Origin of the sequence: Bacillus sp. FJAT-53060, from assembly GCF_037104745.1 — a bacterium.
GTDB lineage: Bacteria > Bacillota > Bacilli > Bacillales > Bacillaceae > Bacillus > Bacillus stratosphericus_B.
In genome coordinates, this window is the sequence record NZ_JBAWSW010000037.1 from 1 (window position 1) to 23,591 (window position 23,591).

At 38.2% G+C, this 23,591-nt stretch carries 27 protein-coding genes and 3 pseudogenes; 18 read left to right on the top strand and 12 right to left on the bottom strand.

Going from position 1 to position 23,591, the window contains the following annotated elements:
• Positions 1 to 2 precede the first annotated feature (2 nt).
• Positions 3 to 86 carry an IS3 family transposase gene (locus WAX46_RS15925; protein ID WP_426853288.1) on the top strand — a complete coding sequence of 28 codons (84 nt, stop codon included), beginning with the start codon at positions 3 to 5 and terminating at the stop codon, positions 84 to 86.
• Positions 87 to 144: 58 nt separating this feature from the next.
• Here WAX46_RS15925 and WAX46_RS12515 read toward each other — a convergent pair whose 3' ends face one another.
• The 8 genes and pseudogenes from WAX46_RS12515 to WAX46_RS12550 all read right to left on the bottom strand — a co-directional run bounded on the left by WAX46_RS12515 (position 145) and on the right by WAX46_RS12550 (position 5,265).
• Positions 145 to 918 (bottom strand): sulfite exporter TauE/SafE family protein, encoded by a 774-nt coding sequence (locus tag WAX46_RS12515; RefSeq protein ID WP_226568347.1) that lies wholly within the window; start codon positions 916 to 918, stop codon positions 145 to 147.
• Positions 919 to 974: 56 nt separating this feature from the next.
• Positions 975 to 1,205 (bottom strand): sulfurtransferase TusA family protein, encoded by a 231-nt coding sequence (locus tag WAX46_RS12520; RefSeq protein WP_226568349.1) that lies wholly within the window; start codon positions 1,203 to 1,205, stop codon positions 975 to 977.
• A gap of 19 nt (positions 1,206 to 1,224) precedes the next feature.
• Positions 1,225 to 2,367: an MBL fold metallo-hydrolase gene (locus tag WAX46_RS12525; protein ID WP_336494127.1), complete on the bottom strand. Its 1,143-nt coding sequence runs from the start codon at positions 2,365 to 2,367 to the stop codon at positions 1,225 to 1,227.
• 4 nt (positions 2,368 to 2,371) lie between these two features.
• Complete coding sequence (locus WAX46_RS12530) at positions 2,372 to 2,944, bottom strand: sulfurtransferase TusA family protein (RefSeq protein ID WP_336494128.1); 573 nt, start codon at positions 2,942 to 2,944, stop codon at positions 2,372 to 2,374.
• Between the two features lie 43 nt (positions 2,945 to 2,987).
• Positions 2,988 to 3,357: pseudogene (locus tag WAX46_RS12535) on the bottom strand (rhodanese-like domain-containing protein).
• A gap of 14 nt (positions 3,358 to 3,371) precedes the next feature.
• Positions 3,372 to 3,854: a DsrE/DsrF/DrsH-like family protein gene (locus WAX46_RS12540; RefSeq protein ID WP_336494129.1), complete on the bottom strand. Its 483-nt coding sequence runs from the start codon at positions 3,852 to 3,854 to the stop codon at positions 3,372 to 3,374.
• Between the two features lie 123 nt (positions 3,855 to 3,977).
• Positions 3,978 to 4,238: a metal-sensitive transcriptional regulator gene (locus WAX46_RS12545; protein ID WP_003217059.1), complete on the bottom strand. Its 261-nt coding sequence runs from the start codon at positions 4,236 to 4,238 to the stop codon at positions 3,978 to 3,980.
• Positions 4,239 to 4,431: 193 nt separating this feature from the next.
• Positions 4,432 to 5,265 carry a hypothetical protein gene (locus tag WAX46_RS12550; RefSeq protein WP_336494130.1) on the bottom strand — a complete coding sequence of 278 codons (834 nt, stop codon included), beginning with the start codon at positions 5,263 to 5,265 and terminating at the stop codon, positions 4,432 to 4,434.
• Positions 5,266 to 5,409: 144 nt separating this feature from the next.
• Between WAX46_RS12550 and WAX46_RS12555 the strand changes: the two genes are divergently transcribed.
• From WAX46_RS12555 to WAX46_RS12590, 8 genes and pseudogenes are all read left to right on the top strand, one after another.
• Entirely contained in the window at positions 5,410 to 5,985 is a 576-nt protein-coding gene (locus tag WAX46_RS12555) for a hypothetical protein (protein WP_336494131.1), read from the top strand.
• An 11-nt stretch (positions 5,986 to 5,996) separates the two neighbouring features.
• Positions 5,997 to 6,434, top strand: a complete 438-nt coding sequence (locus tag WAX46_RS12560; RefSeq protein ID WP_336494132.1) for a hypothetical protein — start codon at positions 5,997 to 5,999, stop codon at positions 6,432 to 6,434.
• Between the two features lie 111 nt (positions 6,435 to 6,545).
• Complete coding sequence (locus WAX46_RS12565; protein WP_336494133.1) at positions 6,546 to 7,352, top strand: hypothetical protein; 807 nt, start codon at positions 6,546 to 6,548, stop codon at positions 7,350 to 7,352.
• Complete coding sequence (locus WAX46_RS12570) at positions 7,339 to 8,151, top strand: hypothetical protein (RefSeq protein ID WP_336494134.1); 813 nt, start codon at positions 7,339 to 7,341, stop codon at positions 8,149 to 8,151. Before WAX46_RS12565 ends, WAX46_RS12570 begins: the two co-directional genes overlap by 14 nt.
• Before the next feature lie 14 nt (positions 8,152 to 8,165).
• A complete protein-coding gene (locus tag WAX46_RS12575) occupies positions 8,166 to 8,834 on the top strand; it encodes an ATP-binding cassette domain-containing protein (RefSeq protein WP_336494135.1) in 669 nt (222 codons plus the stop codon).
• Complete coding sequence (locus WAX46_RS12580; RefSeq protein ID WP_336494136.1) at positions 8,831 to 9,337, top strand: hypothetical protein; 507 nt, start codon at positions 8,831 to 8,833, stop codon at positions 9,335 to 9,337. The genes WAX46_RS12575 and WAX46_RS12580 overlap by 4 nt, the downstream gene beginning before the upstream one ends.
• A 132-nt stretch (positions 9,338 to 9,469) precedes the next feature.
• Positions 9,470 to 9,657 (top strand): annotated as a pseudogene (locus tag WAX46_RS12585) (DUF255 domain-containing protein); the annotation flags it as partial.
• Positions 9,658 to 9,848: 191 nt separating this feature from the next.
• The gene (locus tag WAX46_RS12590) at positions 9,849 to 10,574 is read left to right on the top strand and encodes a PmeII family type II restriction endonuclease (RefSeq protein ID WP_059374494.1); all 726 of its coding nucleotides are present in this window, start codon (positions 9,849 to 9,851) and stop codon (positions 10,572 to 10,574) included.
• Between the two features lie 66 nt (positions 10,575 to 10,640).
• Here WAX46_RS12590 and dcm read toward each other — a convergent pair whose 3' ends face one another.
• Positions 10,641 to 11,939, bottom strand: coding sequence for a DNA (cytosine-5-)-methyltransferase (dcm, locus tag WAX46_RS12595; protein ID WP_442895672.1), 1,299 nt, complete (start codon positions 11,937 to 11,939; stop codon positions 10,641 to 10,643).
• A 255-nt stretch (positions 11,940 to 12,194) separates the two neighbouring features.
• Between dcm and WAX46_RS12600 the strand changes: the two genes are divergently transcribed.
• From WAX46_RS12600 to WAX46_RS12625, 6 genes are all read left to right on the top strand, one after another.
• On the top strand, positions 12,195 to 12,356 hold the full coding sequence (locus tag WAX46_RS12600; protein WP_336494138.1) for a DUF255 domain-containing protein: 162 nt from the start codon (positions 12,195 to 12,197) through the stop codon (positions 12,354 to 12,356).
• A 29-nt stretch (positions 12,357 to 12,385) separates the two neighbouring features.
• The gene (locus WAX46_RS12605; RefSeq protein ID WP_336494139.1) at positions 12,386 to 13,693 is read left to right on the top strand and encodes a thioredoxin domain-containing protein; all 1,308 of its coding nucleotides are present in this window, start codon (positions 12,386 to 12,388) and stop codon (positions 13,691 to 13,693) included.
• Positions 13,694 to 13,747: 54 nt separating this feature from the next.
• A complete protein-coding gene (locus tag WAX46_RS12610; protein ID WP_336494140.1) occupies positions 13,748 to 14,266 on the top strand; it encodes a hypothetical protein in 519 nt (172 codons plus the stop codon).
• A 149-nt stretch (positions 14,267 to 14,415) separates the two neighbouring features.
• Positions 14,416 to 15,171 carry a SurA N-terminal domain-containing protein gene (locus WAX46_RS12615; RefSeq protein WP_226568361.1) on the top strand — a complete coding sequence of 252 codons (756 nt, stop codon included), beginning with the start codon at positions 14,416 to 14,418 and terminating at the stop codon, positions 15,169 to 15,171.
• Positions 15,172 to 15,394: 223 nt separating this feature from the next.
• The gene (glpT, locus tag WAX46_RS12620) at positions 15,395 to 16,729 is read left to right on the top strand and encodes a glycerol-3-phosphate transporter (protein ID WP_226568363.1); all 1,335 of its coding nucleotides are present in this window, start codon (positions 15,395 to 15,397) and stop codon (positions 16,727 to 16,729) included.
• Positions 16,730 to 16,821: 92 nt separating this feature from the next.
• Positions 16,822 to 17,703, top strand: coding sequence for a glycerophosphodiester phosphodiesterase (locus tag WAX46_RS12625; protein WP_226568365.1), 882 nt, complete (start codon positions 16,822 to 16,824; stop codon positions 17,701 to 17,703).
• 38 nt (positions 17,704 to 17,741) lie between these two features.
• Here the strand turns inward: WAX46_RS12625 and WAX46_RS12630 are convergent, their stop codons facing one another.
• The 3 genes and pseudogenes from WAX46_RS12630 to WAX46_RS12640 form a co-directional block, all read right to left on the bottom strand.
• Positions 17,742 to 19,130, bottom strand: a complete 1,389-nt coding sequence (locus tag WAX46_RS12630) for an amino acid permease (RefSeq protein ID WP_336494141.1) — start codon at positions 19,128 to 19,130, stop codon at positions 17,742 to 17,744.
• 224 nt (positions 19,131 to 19,354) lie between these two features.
• Positions 19,355 to 19,499: pseudogene (locus tag WAX46_RS12635) on the bottom strand (ATP-binding cassette domain-containing protein); the annotation flags it as partial.
• Positions 19,500 to 19,566: 67 nt separating this feature from the next.
• Entirely contained in the window at positions 19,567 to 20,694 is a 1,128-nt protein-coding gene (locus tag WAX46_RS12640) for a DUF418 domain-containing protein (protein ID WP_336494142.1), read from the bottom strand.
• A 209-nt stretch (positions 20,695 to 20,903) separates the two neighbouring features.
• Between WAX46_RS12640 and WAX46_RS12645 the strand changes: the two genes are divergently transcribed.
• The 3 genes from WAX46_RS12645 to WAX46_RS12655 are packed head-to-tail and all read left to right on the top strand — an operon-like array spanning position 20,904 to position 23,439.
• Positions 20,904 to 22,067 (top strand): CD3337/EF1877 family mobilome membrane protein, encoded by a 1,164-nt coding sequence (locus WAX46_RS12645; RefSeq protein ID WP_442895673.1) that lies wholly within the window; start codon positions 20,904 to 20,906, stop codon positions 22,065 to 22,067.
• Positions 22,068 to 22,091: 24 nt separating this feature from the next.
• Positions 22,092 to 22,505 (top strand): hypothetical protein, encoded by a 414-nt coding sequence (locus WAX46_RS12650; protein WP_336494144.1) that lies wholly within the window; start codon positions 22,092 to 22,094, stop codon positions 22,503 to 22,505.
• Positions 22,483 to 23,439: a bifunctional lytic transglycosylase/C40 family peptidase gene (locus WAX46_RS12655; RefSeq protein WP_336494145.1), complete on the top strand. Its 957-nt coding sequence runs from the start codon at positions 22,483 to 22,485 to the stop codon at positions 23,437 to 23,439. The genes WAX46_RS12650 and WAX46_RS12655 overlap by 23 nt, the downstream gene beginning before the upstream one ends.
• The last annotated feature ends 152 nt before the right edge of the window (positions 23,440 to 23,591 follow it).

Genomic DNA, 23,591 nt, shown 5'->3' on the forward strand with positions numbered 1-23,591 from the left:
ACATTCAATTCTATAATCACGATCGATTCCAGAAAAAATTAAACCAGTGTGCTCCGGTAGAATACCGTCACACACTGGCAGGTTAGGCTTTTTATAATTGTCTACTTGACAGGGATAAGACCACTCAGTTGGTCTTTTTCTTTATCATAAATCCAGCCAAATTTTGATCGCTGTCGCTGTAATCATCACGGCCAGTACCCATTGCAAGTAGACGGCATTGATTTTCTGGCCGACCTTGGCACCAATCGGAGCAGCTGCCAAACTTGCTACCATTAACACAATAGAAGGAACGAGCATCACTTGCCCTGTCATTATCTTTCCAGCAGATGCACCAATTGCAGAAAGAAATGTAATGGCAAGCGACGACGCAATGGTCATCCGTACAGGAATTTTTAAAATAGATAGCATGACCGGCACCAAAATAAATGCTCCGCCAGCGCCTAACACGCCTGACACACTGCCAATCACAAAGGCAATGCCCACTGCCAGCCCTTTATGAAAGGTCACTTCACCCTCTACGTCTGCACGCTGTCCTTTTTTCGGAAACAGCATGAGGATGACAGCTACAATCGCGAGTAATCCATAGACGAAATTCATCCCTTTCTCTGGAACGAAGTGGGATAAATAGCTTCCCATTAAGCTTCCCGCCAATATACTGCTCCCCATATATAAAATCAATGAACGATGTAAAAATCCGCTTTTCCGATACGCCAGTACACCACCAAGCGTCGAAAAGAGCACTTGAATAGCACTAATCCCCGATACCTCGTGTGCTGATAACGTCATCACACCGACAAGAGGCGGAATGTAAAGTAGCATGGGATAGTTGATCACAGATCCTCCAATCCCTACCATTCCTGATAAGAAAGAACCAACACATCCGATGATAAATAGTGTAATCAAAAACGCAAAATCCACTGGTCTCCTCCTTTGCAAAAGGAAAAGGGGCTCTGTCATAGATACCCCTTCCTCCTTTAGGACCCTTTTCTCACCCAGAACTTCAGTACATGTCCTTCATCTGTCTGTGTGATCAATTCATGTCCACTTGACTTAGCCCATGCCGCCAAATCAGCTTTAGCTCCTTTATCTGTTGCATGTATTTCTAATACTTGACCTTCCGTTAAGTCATTCATTTTTTTCTTTGTTCGAATAATCGGCATTGGGCATGCAAGCCCTGTTACGTCTAATATGTGATCTGATGTCATCTGATCGTCCCTCTCCTCTTTATTTTATTAAACATGATCGAATCGCACAACGGTTTGGGCCAATTTCCATTTCTCGCTGCTCTTCATCATCTGGATTCAGCTTGCCCATATTGGTTTGCCGAATGTCCTGATAGGCATTTGGCTGTGCAGGCAGATCCTGCGTGACCATCCGTCTAAACACGTCTTCATCCTCAATGTTCAGCCCATGATTGTCTTTAAATAGCGCACCTAGTTCCTGCCAAACGCTCCCGTCTTCATTGACCTCTTCCATGGTCATGAAGTGTGCAGGCAGAACGATTAATTCTTTCGAAAGCGCGGTATACCGCTCATACAGCGTTTCTCTTAAATCACCTACCCAATCCTCCGCCATTCCAGCTAGATCAGGTCTTCCGATGGAATCAACGAATAGAATATCGCCTGTAAGAAGATATTGATCGTCAACGATAAATGAGGTTGAACCAATTGTATGACCTGGCGAGTATAAGGGACGAATGCCAATGGTGGTCTCTCCAATGGTGATTCTCTGCCCTTCCTCCAGACGATTGTAATGGAACGTCACTTCTTCAGCATCCTTTGGCGGCAGCCAGTAGAGCGCTCCAGACTGATCAGCCAGCTTCTTACCACCTGATATATGATCCGCATGAAGGTGGGTATCAAGTACATGCGTCACGGTGACACCATGCATTTTAACAAAATTGATATAGACATCCGTCATTCTAGCTGCATCTACAATTGCAGCTTCCCCATTCGACATGATCATATAGGACAGACATCCCTTGCCCATCCGTACAAATTGATACAACTCTCCACCTTCAATCAAATCACCAACCTTCACTGGCTCTACATGCTCACTCCATGCCTTCATGCCGCCTTGCAAATAATGGACAGTCCTGCCCGCCTCTGACAGCATCTTCGCCACCATGATAGAAGAGCCCTCTTTGGCACAAACAACTAGCATTTCTCGACCAATTGGTACTTTCTTTAAAATACCTTCTACGCCATCGAGAAGCTCAAAGTAAGGTACATTGACATATTCAACGGCTTTCCCTTCAATCTTCCAGTCCTGTACATCTGATTCGTTTCGTACATCCAACAAAAAGAGGGGCTCTTTGTTGATGATCTTTTTTGTTAACTGTTCTGCTGTCATTGCTTTTACAGTCATGGTTTCATTCAGCTCCTGATTTTTCAATCTCTCCTGTCCAGCTGTTCATGCCTGGCACTACATTGATCAATTGATGAAATCCTTTTTCTTTTAACTTTTGTGCGGCTAATTCACTTCTTCTGCCTGAATGACAGATGAGGTAAATGAGCGTCTCCCGGTTCAATTCTTCAGCACGTTGTTCCACCTCGCCAAGAGGGATGTGAACAGCTCCTGGAATATGGCCCGCTCCGTATTCATCCGGCTCTCGTACATCTAAAATAAACAAAGACCGATTTTCTTTTACCTTCTGTTGAAACATGTTCAAAGACATCTCCGAAATCATTGACTGTTCCTCCTCCTGTTTCGCTCCGCCCTTACGGATCAAATGATGAAGCACCTGTCCTTCTACTTTTGTTCCTAAAAATTCATGACCGGCGCTTTTTGACCAAGCCGCTAAATCTGCTGTAGAACTTTTATCGGTTGCTTGCACTTCAAGCACATCACCTGGCAAAAGCTCATTCATTTGTTTTTTCGTTTTTACAATAGGCAATGGACATGCCAATCCTTTTGCATCTAGAATTACTGTTGGTTGCTGCATTGTATTTCCTCCTTTTTATAGGGGTGGGGGTATATTTTTGAACTTAGTATGCCTTTGATTGCCAAGCATCCATGCCACCCTTGATATTCGTCATATGGGTAAATCCCTGTTTCTTTAATATGTTGGCTGCCTGCATACTTCTCATCCCGCTTTGGCATATCACATAGACCTCTTTTTCCTTCGCAAGCTGATGTGCTTGTTGTTCTTTTAACTGAGGTAAGGGGATGTTTCGAAATCCTTTGATATGGTTGGTTTGAAATTCGACGGGAGATCGAACATCAATCAGTTGCTGATCTATACAATGCCCGTTTAGCTTCCATATCGGCTGCTTTGATTTGTTTCACACCCCGGACGGGAAGAAAATGACTCACAAGCAAACCGATGACGATGATGAACAAAAGCGTTTGAATCATGTGTTATCACCCCACTAAATAAATAAATTCACATTCCCGATTTCAGCCTCTGCTAAATATGAAGCAACACCGGCATATTGAATGTCAGCTAATAATTCATTCTCCTGCAGCCCTAAAAGATCCATCGTCATTGTACATGCTACGAGATTAATCTCCTGTTCCTTTGCCATATCAATGAGCTGCGGCAAGGTCATGGCATTATGCTTTTTGATGACGTGCTTAATCATCTTCGGTCCCATTCCTGCAAAATTCATTTTTGACAGCCCCATTCGATCAGCACTGCGCGGCATCATTTTGCCAAACATTTTTTCTAAAAATCCCTTCTTCAATGGCACCATCTCTTCCTTACGCAAGGCATTCAGCCCCCAAAAAGTATGAAAAATAGTGACCTCATGATCATAAGCTGCTGCGCCATTTGCAATAATATAAGCGGCCATCGCTTTATCATAATCTCCACTAAATAAAACAATCGTCGTCCGTTTCTTCTGTTCTTCCATTATGCTCCTCCTTATCTAAAATACCCATGGGGGTATATCGAAAACAAAAAATATACAAATACCGGTAAGGGTATATTATAACAAGTAGAAAAATTCGTCAACCTCCAAAGGCTGAGGAATTTCTTACCGGCTTTTCACCAATAGTTCAACCGCTTCTTTCACAAGACCCTCCGTATCCTTGCCTTGTTCAAGACTTTCACGGACACATTGCTCAAGATTTGTACTCACAATCACACCCATTGCCCGATCAATGGCATTGCGTGATGCAGACAGCTGCGTCACCACCTCGCGGCAATCCTTTCCCTGCTCCATCATCGCAAGGACACCTTTGATCTGCCCTTCAATTCGGCGAAGACGATTCTTCATCTGCTGATTATATTCCACGTACAAACACTCCTTTCTATTCTTTCTATGAACAGATAGTATACCCTAAGAGGTATTTAGTCAAACATGATGATTCAGTATAAAAAAGCTGCTGAAATGTCACAGCAGCTCCTCATTTTTAAGTACTTTATTCCTCCTTAAAACGGGTAAATGTAGATTTCAAATCTATAGGATAAGATATTTTTATACAATCTCATTCCATTTCCGTATCACTTATTAAATCATACTTAGATAGATAAATTCCTCCAACTATCGAAAAAACAATACAGAGAATAGGTACTATAATTAGTGTAATACTAATTGAGACAACTGGAGATAAACCAAACATAGGATGCCTAATCAGCATAAATTCATTCCCAAGTAGCATTGGGTTATCTGAGAAAATTGAAAGAAATAAAATACAGATACAAACTATGAAACTATAAATTGTTTTAACAATTAATGATAATAAAGCAAAGATAAAAGTGAAAAGAAATGTCCCAGCTATATTTAAGAGAATTGAATAAACAATAATTTGACTATAAGAGAATTGGAATGAGGAATATCTTAAAATACTTTCGCCGTAATCTGTCAAGTTATTTACTGTACCTCCACTTAATTTCCATACAACCCAGGTTAGGGAAAATATTAATATGTAAAAGAACAATATTGCAGTACAACAAAATAATAGTTTGCTTACCCACAATTTAAATATTGACTTTGTTCTAACTCTAATAAAGGCACTATGGGCAAATAGATCTTCTTTTATAAAAGTATTGACCAATATTGCACCACTTAATTGAAATATAATCCATCCAAAAGGAAATTCAATTGTTTGTTGTTGGACAAGTTCAAAGGGAACTCCCGCAAAGGTTTTACCAATAACATCCCAAAACGCAACATTACTTTTGGATAAACTAATATGCAGAAAATAAAGGTAGTATAGAAAATTAAACAACCCTAGAATAAATATAATGATAAATATCTTTGCAGTTCTATGAAACCCAAGAATCACATCTCTTTTAAAAAGTAATAATAAACCAATCATGTATAAAACCCTCTCTTATCAACTAACTAGAACATAGCATAACATAACGTTTAAGTTAAAAAAATGCAAAAAAGGTGTATTCTTCTTTATTTTATTGTATAATCTTCACGTACCGGTACAAATATGGGTTTAGTGGAGAAAAAAGTGAAAAAGTTATTTACAGTTTTTCTAATCTTAATAATCATATCTTTGATTAGTGCTTGTCAATCAAGTAATTTTAATAACACAATTAAAGACAGAGCTCCAGATCCTTCTGTAAGTATAAAAGATTTGGATAATAGCACAAAGAATGATTCTAAAATGTTCTATTTTGAAACTGAACAAAAGCAAAGTCTTTTTAAAGTTATATTTTGGGAAAATCTGAAAGAGGACCGTTATTATCAAGGTCAAATTAAGAATAATGATGTCGCAATTGAGAATGTTTTCAAAGGAGAGGACCTCGAAGTTGGGCCACTTCCTAAAAATTATGAATTAGCGATGACCTTTAGTCAAAAAGAACCTCCCCCATCAAAAATCTTGGGAAAATTGAAAGATGATAGAGGAGTTACTCATCAATGGGAGCAACCTTATACTAGCCCAGATGCTGATCACGAATATTTAATTAATTTACCAACATTCAAAGGTCAGAAAGCAAAAATAGCGTTGAGGATGATTTGGCTAAATAAAGATAATGATTGCATAGGTGTCGCAGATAAATATTTTGTTGTAAGTAAACAGTGAGGAGAAGACCGTTGAAAAATAAAATAATCATTACCCTAATTTTAATACTAGGAGTAACCTTTTCTACTATAGGAATTGTCCATGTCTATGCAGGAGAACCAACTGCAAACTATAAAGATACTAATTATAATTTTAGATTTCTAAAAGGAAATCCATATGACGAGACAACATCTAGAACAAAATATACTAAATCTTACTATTATATGTATAGTACAAAGAATAATACTTCATATGAAGCTTGGGCCAGATCTAAAGGAAAGGATGTTTCAGGTGGCCACTATTATACAATTAAGAAGAATTATGTTGGAAAAAAACTCTTGTATAATTTGGCTGTTGAAAAAACATTCTTAGGAATAGGAACACCAAATGTTACGATAGGTGCTAAGAAGAATGCAGCTGGTCATGCTTATGGCAAATGGAGTCCTGATTACGATCCAAATAGCCCTTAATTCTATGTAGACTCTTTAAATTCAAAAGAAGACAACTATGTGACACAGCGACTCAGAATTAACTGAGTCGCTTCTATATTTATTTTTAAATAAAACGAAATGGAGAGATACATGTTTTATTTGCTTATATTACGATTAATAAAGCGCCCATCTTTTTACATATCATTAGCCATTGGTGCAATTTTAGCGATTGCTTATTTTTGGACAGAAGAAATGCCACTCAAAGAACATTTAGAACTTACTGGAGGAATCTCTTTTACCCCTTATACAAAATGGATGGGGATTGGTGGAATATCAGATTATCCAGCACTTTACATGTTCTTATTACCAATTTTAGCAACACTTCCATTTTCAGATCTGTACTCAAGAGATCGATCAACTGGTTTTATTCGCTTTTTAATTATTAGAGGAAAACAAAAACAATATTTCTTTAGCTTGTTTCTCATAAACTTTTTAGCTGGTGTGACCACAGCTGTCTTTCCTCTATTATTAAATATCTATTTGTCTTTCATGAGACTTCCAAATATAAAACCAGATAGAGCGATTAACAATGAGATGCCTTTGGCCTCTGATAATACTTTCTTACCAGATCTATATTATTCACATCCCTTTGTTCATATGATTTTATATGTGATGTTGATTGGTATTTTCTCTGGTATGTTCGCAAGTATAGCTTTGGGATTTGGAATGTTTATTAAAAAATCATTTGTCGTTCTACTTACACCTTTTGCAAGTTTATATGTCATAAACATGGTGCTTTCAACGATAGGGCATCAGGAAATGATATCAACGAGCTTTTTGCAACAACAGGCTACTGATGGTGTGAGTCTAGCAAGTCTTGTTTTACACTTGTTTTTCGGATTTATGTTAAGTTTTTCATTATACATTCTAGGGGTTAAAAAGAATGTTATTCGTTAAAGAACTCCATATCGTTTTAATCGATATATACCGTTATAAAGTGCGATTATTCATCTGGTTTTTTTGTTATTTGCTTTGTATTTTATATTTAGTCAAAGAAAGTATACCGCAACAAGGAATAATGGGAATACCACAATCTTTAAATTTATTTTTCTCTTCCTATACATTTGTTTTTCCTGTATTACCTCTTTTTCTAATGTTTTTTTCATTTGGATTGTTACCTTTTTTTGACTCTTCTCGTTTTGTTCGTTATCAAAAAAGAGAAAGAGTATTTTTATCGTTATTATTACGTGTCTTTTGGATTTGTCTAATATTCACTCTGATATACCTAATCAGTGGATTCCTTCTGGGTGGATTCTTGTCAGGAAGGTGGGACAACGTTTGGCTATCTACAAAAGGAGCTCCGTACTTAATATATGGCGATCAACTACCTTTAGATGAATACTTTTCATCTAATATAATGTTGATTAGATATCTGATTACAAGTTTATTAGTATTCTATCTAATCGGATTATTTGTTGTGGTTTGCTATTTGTTAAGTAAAAATTATATATACAGCTTTATTATCATTTCATCTGCTGTCATTCTTGATAAAATGCTTAATACTTATTTTGGTTTTTCTTTCATTAATGACTCACTGTCATTAGAAATGACATCTTGGCTTATACCAGGTTTATTTTCTAGAATGATTTATTTATTTAGTGGTTTTGGATTACTTTTTACTTTTCTAGCATATAAAATTTTTATCAAACAAGATTTTTTAAATGAATACGGCAATGATCATGAAAAAGAATGTTAATCGAGGTGAAACTCATGTCAGAAGAATACATTAAAATTAAGGCATTAAACAAATTTATTAAAAAAAACCACGTCCTTAAGAATATTAACTTATCATTAAAAAAGGGGAATATTTATGGTTTTCGTGGACCTAATGGATCCGGAAAAACAATGTTGTTTCGTGTATTATCCGGATTAGTAAAACCAAGTGATGGAAAAGTAACTGTAGGTGGGAAACAATTACACAGAGACATCTCATTTCCCGAAAATGTTGGAATATTAATAGAGTATCCTGGTTTTATCCCAGAATATACTGGTTTTGCTAACCTAAAATTACTCTCTATGATTCAGAATAAAATTAACGATAACGAAATTTCTGCTGTGATTTCTCGTGTAGGGCTTGATCCAAATGACAAAAGAAAGTTTAAAAAGTATTCTCTTGGGATGAAACAACGTTTGGGAATAGCTCAAGCAATTATGGAAAAACCGGATTTGCTCATTTTAGATGAACCTACTAATGCTTTAGATGAGAAAGCAGTCGAAATAGTACATCAATTACTCGTAACATTAAAAAATGAAGGTAAAACAATTTTGATCGCTAGCCATGATAAAGAAACTCTTCAAAAGGTTTCAGATACGATTTATGATATTGAATCTGGTGAAATTATAAAAGAAACGATTGTTGATAGGGATAAAGAAAAATGAGAAAAAAAGTAATAGTAATTTCAGTGATGACTATAATTTTTATCTTAATCAGCATGTTCCGCTATCAACAAGTGAATAGTGAATACTCCAACTATAAAGTAACAGAAAAAAACCTTACGACAAATGAAACATTTGAATTTCTAAAAATAAGTCATACGTTTAAAAAAGCTAAGAAAATTAATACCATTGATGAAATGAGAAATAAAATAACTGAATACCGCATACCATTTACATTAAAAAATAAAACAAACGATAAACTCCCCCTACATCCTGAATTTTATAGAATGATGAGGGGAGAGGAAGAAACCCAGACCATAGACTTTATTAATAAGACAGGGAAAAGAATTAAAGATATAAATCCTCATCAATATTTAAATGGTACAGTCACCTTTACATTCGGAAATAATGGTGAGGGAAATTTAAAAACTCCTAAACTTCATATGATTGGGAGCGATGGAGTATCAGTTGAGAAATTCATTGTGGAAATTGATTACTTCAAGTAACATATACTATTCCAATCAAAAAAATACGTCCTTTTGTCCTCTTCTACTTTAAGAGGATTTTTTTTACAAAAAAAACGAATTCTCACTAAAGGAAAAATACACAGTAAAATATTACACGAAAGAAGGTGACCCATGCCAAACGACCAAACACCCAACCCACTCATCACTGAAAAATCACCATACCTCCTTCAGCATGCTCACAACCCAGTAAACTGGTACCCTTGGGGGCAAGAAGCCTTCGATAAACTAAACGTGAAAATAAACCAGTCCTTGTCAGCATCGGTTACGCCACTTGTCACTGGTGTCATATCAGACACCACTAGATTTAATTTTTAATTTAAAACGCAGCTAGCACATCTTTTTCCTTCGTCAAACTTTCAAATCTTGATTCTCCATTTACATACCAAATATTAAAATAATTATTTGAACAGAATGATACATAATTGGTTAATTTTACAGATAGTGCAAAAGACCCTATAATAGAAGTGTCAAAGAGAAAAGGGGGAGAATAATGAATACACAACATCCAGATGATATTATTGAGAAAGCAAAAGATTTTTTTAGAAACGAAATAGCAAAAAGTCATCTTGCGAACACTTTAAAGTTGAAAGAATTGAAACATTTATCACTGAATCCATTTTTAGATAAGTACAGAGCTAACTTTTTAGCAGGGAATGATGATCCGAAAAACATTGCAAGAGCATTAGTTTATCCAAGAGTATTAGGCACATCTTTAAACACAACATTTGGAAACAAGTTGCAGAAATTCTGTAGTGAAGTCTTGGATGGTTTCGCCTCAACTACATCTGGAATTGATATTGAATTCATTGATAAGTTAGACGGCAATAGAAAGTACTGTCAAATAAAGGCTGGTCCCAACACAATTAATGCTGACGATGTTCCAACTATTAAAAATCACTTTTTAGGGATCAAAAATCTTGCTCGAACAAATAATTTGAGTATTGGATTTAATGACCTTGTTGTAGGTGTTTTTTATGGTTCCGATGATAAATTAAGTGGTCACTACAAAAAAATCAAAGAAGAATATCCAGTAATTGTAGGTGCTGAATTTTGGTATAGACTTACAGGTGAAGAAAACTTCTATAAGCGATTAACTGATGCAATAGGAGAAATTGCATCAGAGTTTGATGGATCAAAACATATAGAAGAAGTAATTGATAGTCTAGCCAAACAAATAGAAGAGGAATTAAAAGAACAAGAGTCTTTGGAAGAATAGTAATGAAAACAGGGATGTATAGTTTTCATCCCTGTTAATTTCCACAGAAAAAGCAGAATGCTCATGTTAGCTGTTTAGTGTGCTAACTATAGATAAACCAATAGCTTTAGCCATATTTACTGGAACGGCATTCCCAATTTGCTTATAAGCATTGTTTGTTGAACAATCAAAATTCCATGAGTCAGGGAAACTTTGTATTCTAGCATATTCTTTTACTGTAAATGGTCTGGTTTCATCTGGATGACACCTTTCTGTTTGCTTTTGTGCTGGAGAGCAAGTTAAAGTCAGAGAAGGCTCATCCCAAGATAATCTTCTAGCCATCCCCGTTCTTCCACCACCTGAGTAATAACTTTTTCCCATGTATTCTTTCGCTATTTCGTCAGGAAGATCTCTCCAGTAGCCACCAGGAGGGACGAGATCTAAAACTCTTTTTTTCGATTCTGGATATTTTGCTCCCTCAGATTCTGGAACATTTTTTAGAACATCCTTTAATGTAAGCTCATATCCATAAGGTTGAGGGAAGAAATAATTCGCCTCGTATTTCTCTACTAAATCATTTCTAATACCAACTAATACTATTCTTTCCCTCTTCTGTGCTACATCATAATCTAATGCTCTTAAAACTTTCCATTTTACTGTGTAACCAATATCTGAGAATACTTTTAACATAAGAGCTAATGTTCGACCATTATCATGATTAACTAACCCTCTTACATTTTCAGCTAAGAACATTTTCGGAAGTAACTGTTTTAAAACTTGGGCATAGTAATAAAACATTGTACCTCTCGCATCTGATAATCCCATTTTCTTTCCTGCATAACTAAATGCTTGACAAGGATAACCTCCTGATAATAAGTCTAATTCTCCAATTGGAACATTTACAAAGTTTTTAATCCCTTCTTCAGCAACATCAATGATATCCTTCTCAATAACATTCCAATGAGGTCTATTTTTTCTCAAAGTCTGACAAGCATATTTATCAAACTCAACAAGACCTCCAGATTTAAATCCAGCTTGTTCTAGTCCTAATGCTAACCCACCAGCTCCAGCAAAAAGTTCTACTACTGAATAATCTTTATTAGCTTTAATATCTCTTATATCTAAAAACTCATTACCTTCAAAACTTGAAACATTTATTTCCTCATCTATATTAGAATCTATTAAATTATCCGTTCCATCTAGTGATAACTCCATTTGTTCAGAATCAATAATTTCTTCAAAATTCACATCTAATATTTCACATAATTTTAATGCGTTTGACTTTATAGGATTGAAATTAGGTGACAACAGCATGGAAAGCTGATTTTTACTAATTCCTAGCTGCTCTGCTAATTGTTTTTGAGTTGAAATCCCATGTTTTTTCATATGTAATCTAACTTTATTTTTACTTATAGTATACAATTGAATAACCCTCCAATAGAGTTAAAAAAATATTTAACTTTCATAGGGTTATTATGATCGATTTTTAACTTTAAGTCAATAAAACAAATTTAAACTATTACAGTTTTTATTTGGTGTATAGAATCTTGTTGTGTGGGAAGAAAACCTGAATATTATATACATCACTGTGTTACTTTAGGATATGATAAATTTAACAAAGTATTGAAAGAAGGTGATCCCATGCCCACTAACAATAAACCCAATAGATTAATCGTTGAGAAGTCTCCATATTTACTTCAACATGCTCATAACCCTGTGAATTGGTTCCCTTGGGGACAAGAAGCATTTGAAAAAGCGAAACGCGAAAACAAACCTGTTTTTGTATCGATTGGGTATGGATAGCCAAAGGAACTTGCCACTGGTGCCACGTCATGGCCCATGAAAGCTTCGAAGACCAACAAGTCGCCGACATCTTAAACGAGCATTTCATTTCGATTAAAGTCGATCGTGAAGAGCGTCCCGATATTGATTCTATGTATATGTCTGTTTGTCAGATGATGACGGGACAAGGCGGCTGGCCGCTCAACGTGTTTGTCACGCCTGATCAAAAGCCTTTTTATGCGGGGACTTATTTTCCGAAGAGAAGTGCTTACGGCCGTCCAGGCTTCATCGAGGCACTGACGCAATTGCTGGATGCGTACCATAACGACCGAGATCATATTGAATCATTGGCAGAGAAGGCGACAAATAACCTGCGGATCAAAGCAGCAGGTCAGACAGAAAACATGCTGTCTCAAGAGTCCGTACATAAAGCCTATTACCAGCTCATGAGCAGCTTCGATACGCTATATGGCGGATTCGGCTCCGCACCGAAATTTCCTGCACCTCATATGCTCTCATTTCTTATGCGCTATTACGAATGGACTGGGCAGGAGAATGCGTTATATGCGGTCACGAAAACGTTAGATGGCATGGCAAATGGCGGTATATATGACCATATTGGTTCAGGCTTTTCTCGTTATTCGACGGATGAAAAATGGCTTGTGCCGCATTTCGAAAAGATGCTGTATGATAACGCCTTGCTGATGGAAGCATACACAGAAGCGTATCAGCTCACTCAACAGCCTGAGTATGAAAAGCTTGTCCACCACCTTATCCAATTTATTAAACGAGATATGATGAATCCGGGCGGCTCCTTTTATTCAGCGATAGATGCAGATTCTGAAGGGAAAGAAGGGCAGTTTTACGTCTGGTCAAAAGATGAGGTGATGACCCATTTAGGCGATGACCTTGGCGCTTTATTTTGCGAAGTCTATCACATTACAGAAGAGGGGAATTTTGAAGGGCAGAACATCCCTCATACGATTTCAACTTCATTTGATGACATCAAAGCTTCTTTTTCGATCGACGACAAAACCCTTCAGTCCAAGCTGCAATCTGCCCGTCACATGTTACAATCTGTCAGACAGCAGCGACCCGCATTACTTGTCGATGACAAGGTGCTCACATCCTGGAACGCGCTGATGATCTCAGCTCTCGCCAAAGCAGGAAGGGTGTTTGATGCAGAGGAAGCTATCCGTATGGCGAAACAGGCGATGTCTTTTCTAGAAACACACCTCGTCCAACATGATCGGCTCATGGTCCGCTACAGAGAAGGAGACGTGAAGCATCTCGGCTTTATCGAGGATTACGTCTCATATGCTAAAAGCGTATATATCTTTATACGAAGCGACCTTTGAATTAGAATGGCTGGAAAAAGCCACAGCCATTGCTGAGAACATGTTTGAGCTGTTTTGGGACAAGGAAAAAGGGGGCTTTTTCTTCTCAGGGCAGATGCAGAAGCGCTCATCGTTCGAGAAAAAGAAGTGTACGATGGTGCCATGCCTTCTGGTAACAGCACCGCACTGCATCAGCTTCTTAAACTAAGCAGAATGACTGGACGTCAGGACTGGCTGAAGTCCTTGGAACAGATGTTTAAAGCCTTTTATGTCGATATCTCTTCCTACCCAAGCGGACACACAGCGTTTCTGCAGGGGCTACTGAGTCAATACGCAGCGAAACGAGAAATCATTATTTTCGGGAAAAACGTCGACCCTCGCAAAGAGCAGCTTTTAAAAGCACTTCAGAAACGTTTCATGCCTTTTGGTATATTGACCGCCGAAACAGGAAATGACCTGACACAGCTCGCACCATTTGCAAAAGATTACAAAACAATCGGCGGCAAGACGACTGTGTATATTTGTGAAAACTACAGCTGCCGCCAGCCGATCACTCATATCGACGAGGCGATGGAACAATTATTCCACGATTGACTTTGTCATATGATGACTGCGAGAAGACAAAATGAGGACAAGTAGAAAAAAATGTCAATCCGATAACAAATCGTCTGTATGGTTTTATTTTTCATCTAAAACGGTTAGAATGCACTCTAGATGTTCTCATACCGAAGGGAGAGAAAATGATGAAAAAGGTATCATATACACTCATCGCTTGTCTGTTATCTGTGGGGCTGGCAGCCTGCTCATCAAACGATGCCAAACAGGATAAGCAAAACGATTCAGCAAAGCAGGCAGACCAAAAAGAGCAGCTAAAGCAAATGGAAGACATGCAAAAGAAGTTAGACGCACAAAAAATTGACGATCAAAAGGTCGTTGCGACCGTCAACAAAGACAAAATCACAGGCAGTGAATACAATAGCGCATTATCCACCATTCAAGGGCAGTTTCAGCAAACAGGGCAAGACCCAACATCTAAAGAAGGAGCACAAGAAGTCAAAAAACAAACCATTGAAGCACTTGTAGGTCAAGAGCTCATCCTGCAAGATGCTGAGAAGAAAGGCTTCAAAGCCTCTGACAAGCAAGTAGATAAGCAGCTAAAAGAAGAAAAGAAACAATTTAAAGACAACGCTCAATTCGAAGAAGCACTCAAAAAGAGCGGACTCACAATAGATCTGCTAAAAGGTGAAATTGCCGACAGCATCAAATACAGCCAATATGTCGAAAAAGAAATCAAAACAGCGTCTATCTCTGAAAAAGACGTCAAAGCGTACTATGATCAATACGCCGAACAAATAAAAAAACAAAAGCAAAAAGCACCAGAATACAAAGATGTGAAATCACAAATCAAAAAACAGCTAGAATCTCAAGAAAAGCAGAAAGAAATACAAAAAGAAATTGAAAAACTAAAGAAATCTGCGAAAATTGATGTGTCCACTTAACCGCCTATGAAAAAATCCGCCATTGTGCGGATTTTTTTCGTCACTTGATGAAGTTTTTTCCGAAATTATGACAAAAGCCTCATTATAAACCTCTCCTCCATCCGATATGATGGGATTACAAAAGAAGGCGTTATCAATTCTTTTGTCTCTGAAAAAGTACAAGATCGAAGGCAGATCTAAGACTTTTTTTAGTCAATCGGACATCTACAAGAGGAGGATCTTTATGTTTAAATGGTTTAAACCCGCTCCGCATATCGACAGGCTCGATGATGCCAAAACAGACGAGACCTATAAACGGCTGCGGCTGCAAGTCTTTTTAGGTATATTTATCGGGTATGCGGGCTATTATTTGTTACGCAAAAATTTTGCCTTTGCCATCCCTTATTTACAGGAAGAAGGATTCACCAAAAGTGAACTAGGCTTTGTGCTAGCGGCTGTCTCCATCGCTTATGGCTTTAGTAAATTTATCATGGGCATAATATCAGATCGCTGTAACCCAAGATACTTTTTAGCAACCGGCCTTTTTCTATCAGCCCTTATCAATATCCTATTTGTTTCATTTCCATGGGTGACATCCAGTGTATGGATCATGTTTTTATTCATGTTTTTAAACGGATGGTTTCAAGGAATGGGCTGGCCACCATGCGGACGTACAATGGCGCATTGGTTTTCAATCAGTGAACGGGGAACGAAAATGTCCATTTGGAACGTCGCCCACAATATTGGCGGGGGTATCCTTGCACCACTCATCACATTAGGTATTGTGCTGTTTGCGACTTGGAAAAGTATCTTTTTCTTCCCTGCCATCATTGCCATTATCGTCTCCTTCGTGATCATTCTTCTCGTTCGGGACACCCCGCAATCCGCTGGTCTTCCGCCAATCGAAGAATATCGAAACGACTATCCGGCTCAAACATATGAAGATCAAGAAAAAGAATTAAAAGTGAAAGAGATCTTATTTAAATATGTACTCAACAATAAATTCCTTTGGTATATCGCCATTGCCAACGTCTTTGTGTACTTCGTTCGTTACGGTGTCGTAGACTGGGCACCTACTTATTTAACGGAGGCAAAGGGGTTCTCACCAGAGCATTCACGCTGGTCTTATTTTCTGTATGAATATGCAGGCATTCCCGGTACATTATTGTGTGGATGGATCAGTGACCGCTTCTTTAGAAGCCGCCGTGCACCAGCAGGCGTAATCTTTATGGTTGGTGTTTTAATTGCAGTTCTCGTTTACTGGTTAAACCCTGCTGGCAATCCAATGATTGATAACATTGCCCTCATCAGCATCGGCTTTTTGATTTACGGGCCTGTCATGCTGATTGGACTTCAAGCGATTGATCTCGCTCCTAAAAAAGCTGCTGGTACTGCTGCCGGGCTCACAGGCTTTTTTGGATATATTGGCGGATCTGCCTTTGCCAATGCGATGATGGGCGTAGTAGTGGATCACTATGACTGGACAGGAGGCTTCATTTTACTGGTTGGTTCTTGTGTGCTTGCGATTGTCTTCCTTGCCATGACATGGAATACAGGAAAGCGTGTAGAGCAAGCTTAATGAAAATCACATAAAAGATTCATATCCGCTCAACATTCCCTTTACATCTATTCCTTATGATAAAGGAAGTTACCGTAGAAGGAGGAAAAAATATGAATAAAAGTAGATTACTTGCTTTCGTGTTACTCTCTTTTGCTTTACTGTCTGTTGTGGCGGTGCCGACCACCATATCGGCACATGAAAATCTTTTATCTCCAGATCGTATTCTAAACGTTGCACATCGCGGAGCATCAGGGTATGCACCAGAGCATACCCTGGCTTCCTACCGGCTCGCCACAAAGATGAATGCGGATTACCTTGAACTCGACCTTCAAATGACAAAGGATGGACATCTCATCGTCATGCATGATGAGACCGTTGACAGAACCACAAACGGAACAGGCTGGGTCAAAGATCTCACACTTGCGGAAATCAAACAGCTCGATGCCGGCGCATGGTTTAACCAAGCTTATCCTGACAGACAAAATGCCAACTATATTGGTCAGCGAGTACTCACATTAGATGAGGTGTTACGCTATTTCGGCAAACGAGAGAATTATTATATTGAAACAAAAAAACCAGACCTTTATCCGCAAATGGAAAAAAAATTATTGGCCACCTTAAAAAAACATCACCTTCTCGGTAAACATGCTAGAAAAGGGCAGGTTATCATCCAATCCTTTAGTCAAGAGAGTCTGTTAAAACTACAGAAACTAGCCCCTCACCTTCCGAAAGTACAGCTATTAGACAGAACCCAAATGACGAACATCACAGACAATCAGCTCGACATGATCAAATCTTACGCGGTGGGTGTCGGACCGAATTTTAGAGCATTAACACCTGAGAATGTGCAGCAGGTAAGAAGCCACGGGCTCCTCCTTCATCCATATACGGTCAACAGCGAAGCAGACATGACACGTCTACTGCAATACGGTGTCACCGGCCTGTTCACCAACTTTCCAGACGTCTTTCAGCGTGTAAAAGCTTGGATGTAAACAACAAAAGCCTTGCGGCCGGACCGCAAGGCTTTCTATTATTTCACTGTTTGATTAGTCGATGCTGTTTGAATAGGCTCCCGCTTTCCAATCCCAAATACAAAAAAGCTAAGCGCCACTAAAGCCAAGAACACAATTCCCACAATAAGAGAAATGCGCGTATCCTGATTAATGAACATAAACACAAGAACCATCAGTAAGAAACCAATTGTGACATAATTAGAAAATGGAGCTAATGGCAATTTAAACGGATGCTTGTCAAGCACTACACCCTTTGCCTTTCTGAAGCCGATATGACTAATTAAAATCACAAACCAAGGCACCATACCAGGAAGGACACTCGCACTATACACATAGACGAAAATATTTGGGGGAGAAACATAATTTAAGACAACCCCAACCGCCAAACCAACAAGCACAGCGATTGTACCAAAATACGGCACACCATTCTTTGAAATTTTTGTAAAGAAAGCCGGTGCCTGTCCATTCACACCTAATGTATAAAGCATACGTCCCGCACTGAAAATACCACTATTACAGCCGGACATCGCTGCTGTAATCACAACAAAGTTAATGATACCAGCAGCCGCTGTAATCCCAATTTTCGCAAACGTCGCCACAAAAGGACTTCCAAGGGTATTTAGCTGATCCCAAGGATACACGGTCACAATGACAAAGATCGCACCGATATAGAAAATCAAAATACGCCAGATGATACTTTTAATTGCACTTGTCAACGTCTTTTGCGGATTTTGCGCCTCACCTGCTGTAATCCCAATCAGCTCTACCCCTTGATAGGCAGCAATGACAAGCGACAATGCAAATAAAAAGCCACTAAATCCACCTGTAAAGAACCCGCCATGTGCCCAAAGGTTAGACAAACCAATCGCTGTTCCACCATTTCCAAATCCAAAGAAAATAATGCCTAAACCCGCAACGATCATTAAAATAATTGTCACAATCTTGATCATGGCAAACCAAAATTCGAACTCACCGAACGACTTAACCGAAATCAAATTGGCCGCACCTAAAATGATCATAGCGATTAATCCTGGAATCCACGCCGGTAATTCCGGGAACCAATATTTCATATAAGCCCCTACAGCAATAATTTCAGACATCCCGACAATGACCCACTGGAACCAGTTACTCCAAGCAGTTATATACCCTGCAAGCGGATGAATATATTGATGTCCAAATGTAGCAAACGATCCCGTACTCGGTTCAAGGTATAACATTTCTCCCATCGCACGCATAATAAAAAAGATAAAAATTCCACACACTGCGTAAGCCAAAAGAACCGATGGCCCTGTCCATTGAATGGCCTTAGCTGACCCCATAAATAAGCCAACACCAATTGTGCCGCCAAGTGCAATCATTTGAATATGACGAGCACTTAACCCTCTCTTTAATTCCTTTTGAGCCACTTTTCTTCCCCCTCATCAACAAATAACATTGAAAATAAAAAAGTCAGAATTTTCATTCTAATTAAGAATCATCAACCTTTCGTTGTATATTATCATAATAAATCTACTATTAAAAAACAATTGTTTTTTTGAGGAAAACACTATTAACAAAATATTCTGATATGAAAGGGAATTAAATTGTTTTATATTGATATACTGAATCGAAGGGTGAAAATCGCTCCAATGTAAATCAAAAATCTTTACCTCACCCGCATCCGGTTTTAACAAGTTCATGGTCATTTTGATGGTGATCAACTTACCGGCACCATTTTCCCCAATAAACCCTGTGACAAAGTCTTTCTTCACTTGCAAATCAAGATCCTGAGCCATTTTTTAATGAAATTCAACTAAAAAAACCACACAGCTCTTCAGCTATGTGGTCCTCCTACAAATCGATTTATCTCCAATATACCCATCTTCCCATGAGCCATTCCATAGGACCTCTTCTCCACTTTTTCAAATAGAGATAGCTGATGAACAGCTGTGCTGTGTAAAGCCCAACAGCGAGCAGCAGTCCAAACATTGAGCCCATCTGTCCAAATAAACCAAGTCCATAAGAATAGAAAATCGTGGTGCAAATAATGGATTGCGCTAAATAGTTCGATAAAGACAATCGCCCAAGTCCCGCAAGCAGACGCTTTAGACCTTGGGCTGCCTTTGAATAGTAAAACACAATAAAGGCTTGAATATAGCCGATCGTCAGTACATACGCACCTAACGTTTTCACCATTTCACTCCAAGGAGCATCAATGAACGTCACACATTTTAACGCCACCCCGATCAAAATCATCCATACCCAGCCTTTACGATAAGTCATTCCTCGATCTTCTTCTGTCAGATGCCCTTTTTTAGCAATTGCCATGCCAAGCAGTGCAAATGGACCGATCATGATAGGACCAAAGAGAAGACCTAAAATTGGCATCAGAGTAAGGGTTACAATGGCCATCATTATGGTGACAATCATCATATCGTCTTCAATCGTAATCCGGCTCATCAAAATATCCCCATATGTACCTGTCGCATATACATTCGTTAATAAATCTTCATTTCCATAGATAATATTCATTAGATACGGCAAAACCACTAAAGATAAAGCACCTAAAATACCCGACCAAATCAGCATTGTTTTGATCTGGCTGCTCATAAACATCATCAAGAAAAATGTACAAGCTCCATAATAAAGAAGAATGTCGCCATTCCAAATAAATATGTAATGCAGCATACCAAGCACAATGAGACCAAATCCTCGGCGAATGATGATGGCATTCGTATTCAGTCCCTTTGCCTGCGTGGATTCAATCAGCTTGACAAAAGAATATCCAAACAAAAAGGAGAAAATCGGATAAAACGACCCCTGAAACAAAATCTCCGTCACATATACCCCGAATTCCTGCCCCCACAAACTCGAATCAAACATTTTCTCAAAATCATAATCATATTGAAAATTAAGCATATTCACGATCAAAATACCTAATAAACTAAAACCACGTAAACAATCAATTAACTCAACCCTAGATCCCAACACGACAGCTCCTTCGGACAAGATAAATACAACCATACAATATAATAACTCATATATGCAAAAAAAGTTATAAACTACCTAAAGTTATACTTAACATTAATTATTCACTGGAGATAAGTTAGACTAGTGAAATAAACATACTCTTAAAAGTTAACTTAATTTATACATCATTTAACTAATATACTTCCCTTACACAAAACAAAGACTTATTTATTGAAAAGCCGTACTTATTGATGAACTATGGCACAGTTGATGAAAAGGCAATTGTAAGAAGCAATCCAGATCGAATTAATGAAATGCTTCAATTTAAAATGAGTGATAAAGGATTAAAAGCAAAACAGGATTATATAGAAGAAGAAACGGACGATATAGAAAATTATAATATGACGAAAGGAAACAGTCCGAATCAAATTGGAATAGCTGCGGTTTCAATATTCATGACGGCAATTATTTCCGTTCCTATTTTCTTAATAGCCTTTGTCAACTTTGCGATTGAATTACTTGTATTAGGTCTTGCGGTACTTTTACCGTTTTCTTTTATATTAAGTTTTATTCCAAGGTTTGCGAACGTGGCGTGGGTTGTACTGGGAAGACTCATTACAATGTTTTTATGTAAGGCATTTGTTGCGTTTATCGTGCTTTTCGTTTTCCTCATTATAGATATTGTGAATGTATTAATCCCTGTGAGTGGTACAGGGATGTACCTACTTAATGGATTAGTACAGGCGGTAGGCATATTCTGCATGATCAAGTATCGTAATAGTTTAATCAAACTTATTAGTGCAGGAAAAGTAACAAGTGTTGATGGTAATGTGTTGGGCAAAGCCTACGATCATTTAATAAAAGAACCAACAGAACGTGTGAAAGATTCGGTACAAGCTGTTGCAAAAACGGCGGTAGGGTTTGCCACTGGTGGTCCAACAGGTGCAACGGCGGGGGCGATGTCTGGAATATCTGAAATGAAGCAACGTGCAGAACAACGAAAAGAGCAACGTATGGCAGATGGTCGGGAAATGGGGCAACCAATGCAACAAGATGAAGGGACAAGCCCTATTGAACAAGGCAGTTATGCAGAAGGTCGAAGCAATAGCCGTTTGGTCATGGAAGAAGTACAAGCAAATGCACTGAAAGTGAATGAAATTAGTCAAGTGAATCCTACAGATAAAGCAACACAACCATTAAATGAGGGGGAAAATGTTTATCAAAAGCCGATTCAATTGAACCGAAAAAACCGTACAATGCAAAGTGAAAATGATGTAGAAAATTATTCAAATGTACCAAATGAAGAAGCGCCAATTATAACTGTTGCGCAGTTAGAAAATCAAAGTGGAGATAATCTATCCTCTAGCACCATAGAGAATGTCGAACCTATTTAACAAGTGGAAGCAACTGAACCACGAATGGCAACCGTTGAGCAGTTAAGAAATGAAGTGGAACAAGAAACAAATGAATTAAATGAACCAATTAGAACAGTTGCTGTTGAAGAAAAGAACGTACAAGCTGTTTCAGATTTAACGCAGTCACAGAAGCCGATAGAAAGTGAAAAAAGTGTTGAAGGGAGAAATGTACAATCCATTTCAGACTTAATGAAGTCGCAGAATGTAACGAAGCATACAGACAGTACGGACTTAAAGTCTGCACAAACTAGCCAAGAGAGTAAGAATTTATTTGATAGCAAGCCATTTCCTACGGCAAGTAATGAAGTAAAGAAGGAAGCTGTTCGAACGCCACAATTTGAAGTCGTTCAATCAACAAGCCGTTTACAAAATGAAATGGAAGGTAAAGCAGATCATGAAGAAATTATTTCTCGCTAGTCTGCTTTTTCTTTTTGTCATTTTGTTCACGCTTCCTATTTTCATGATTGGAGGAATGGAAGAAACTGAAACAGCTTCTGGCGGTGGTGGAGGGACGGCTTTAATTAGCCCAGATGTGGAACGGTTTAGACCGATAGTAGAAAAATATTGTAAGATACACGGCTTAGAAAAACTAGTTGATGTTGTACTTGCGCTCATTATGCAAGAGTCGGGTGGACGTTTGTTAGATGTCATGCAGTCAAGCGAATCGGCAGGCTTACCACCTAATACGATCACAGACCCAGACCTAAGCATAAAAAAAGGAATGGAGCATTTTAAAAGGGTATATGACAAGGCAAAAGGCGATATTGATCTAACGCTACAAGCCTATAATTTTGGTAGTTATTTTGTTGATTGGATTCAACAAAGAGGAGGGAAATACACACTTGAATTAGCCCATGAATATAGCCGTTATCAAGCACAACGGCAGGGTTGGAGCAGTTATGGTGACCCAGAATATGTGCCACATGTACGACGTTATTTGACAGGAGATACAAATTATAAAGGGAACTTCAAAAAAATAATGGATGAAGCGCTAAAGTATAAAGGATGGGCGTATGTTTGGGCAGGCGCTGACCCAAAAACGGGCTTTGACTGTTCGGGATTGGTTATGTATACATATCGACTAGCAGGCATTAACTTGCCACGAACAGCACAGGAACAATTTTACGGCTCAAAACGAATTGCAGAAAAGGAAATAAGTAACCGTTTAATATCATCCGATAGTTACAAGCATGAGAACAAGAAAAATGAAGTAGAGTTTATGAATGTTGTGACAGTTAAGACGTACTTCAATGGAAGAAGCAGTACAGTTGAAATGACCGTTAAAACGCAGTTAATTGACTATGGAGACAAGTGGAAAGTGAATGATGTAGTTGTGGTTGCTGTGAAATAAAAAAAGAAGGTATTCAATTACCTTCTTTCAGCTTGTAGACAAAGTCTACAAGCTTTTTTGTATAATAAGGGTAATAACACAATTCTGCGGGGGATGAACATGTTATCGAAACGTGAAGAAGAGAGAAGAAATCAATTAGAAGTAGTGGCTTT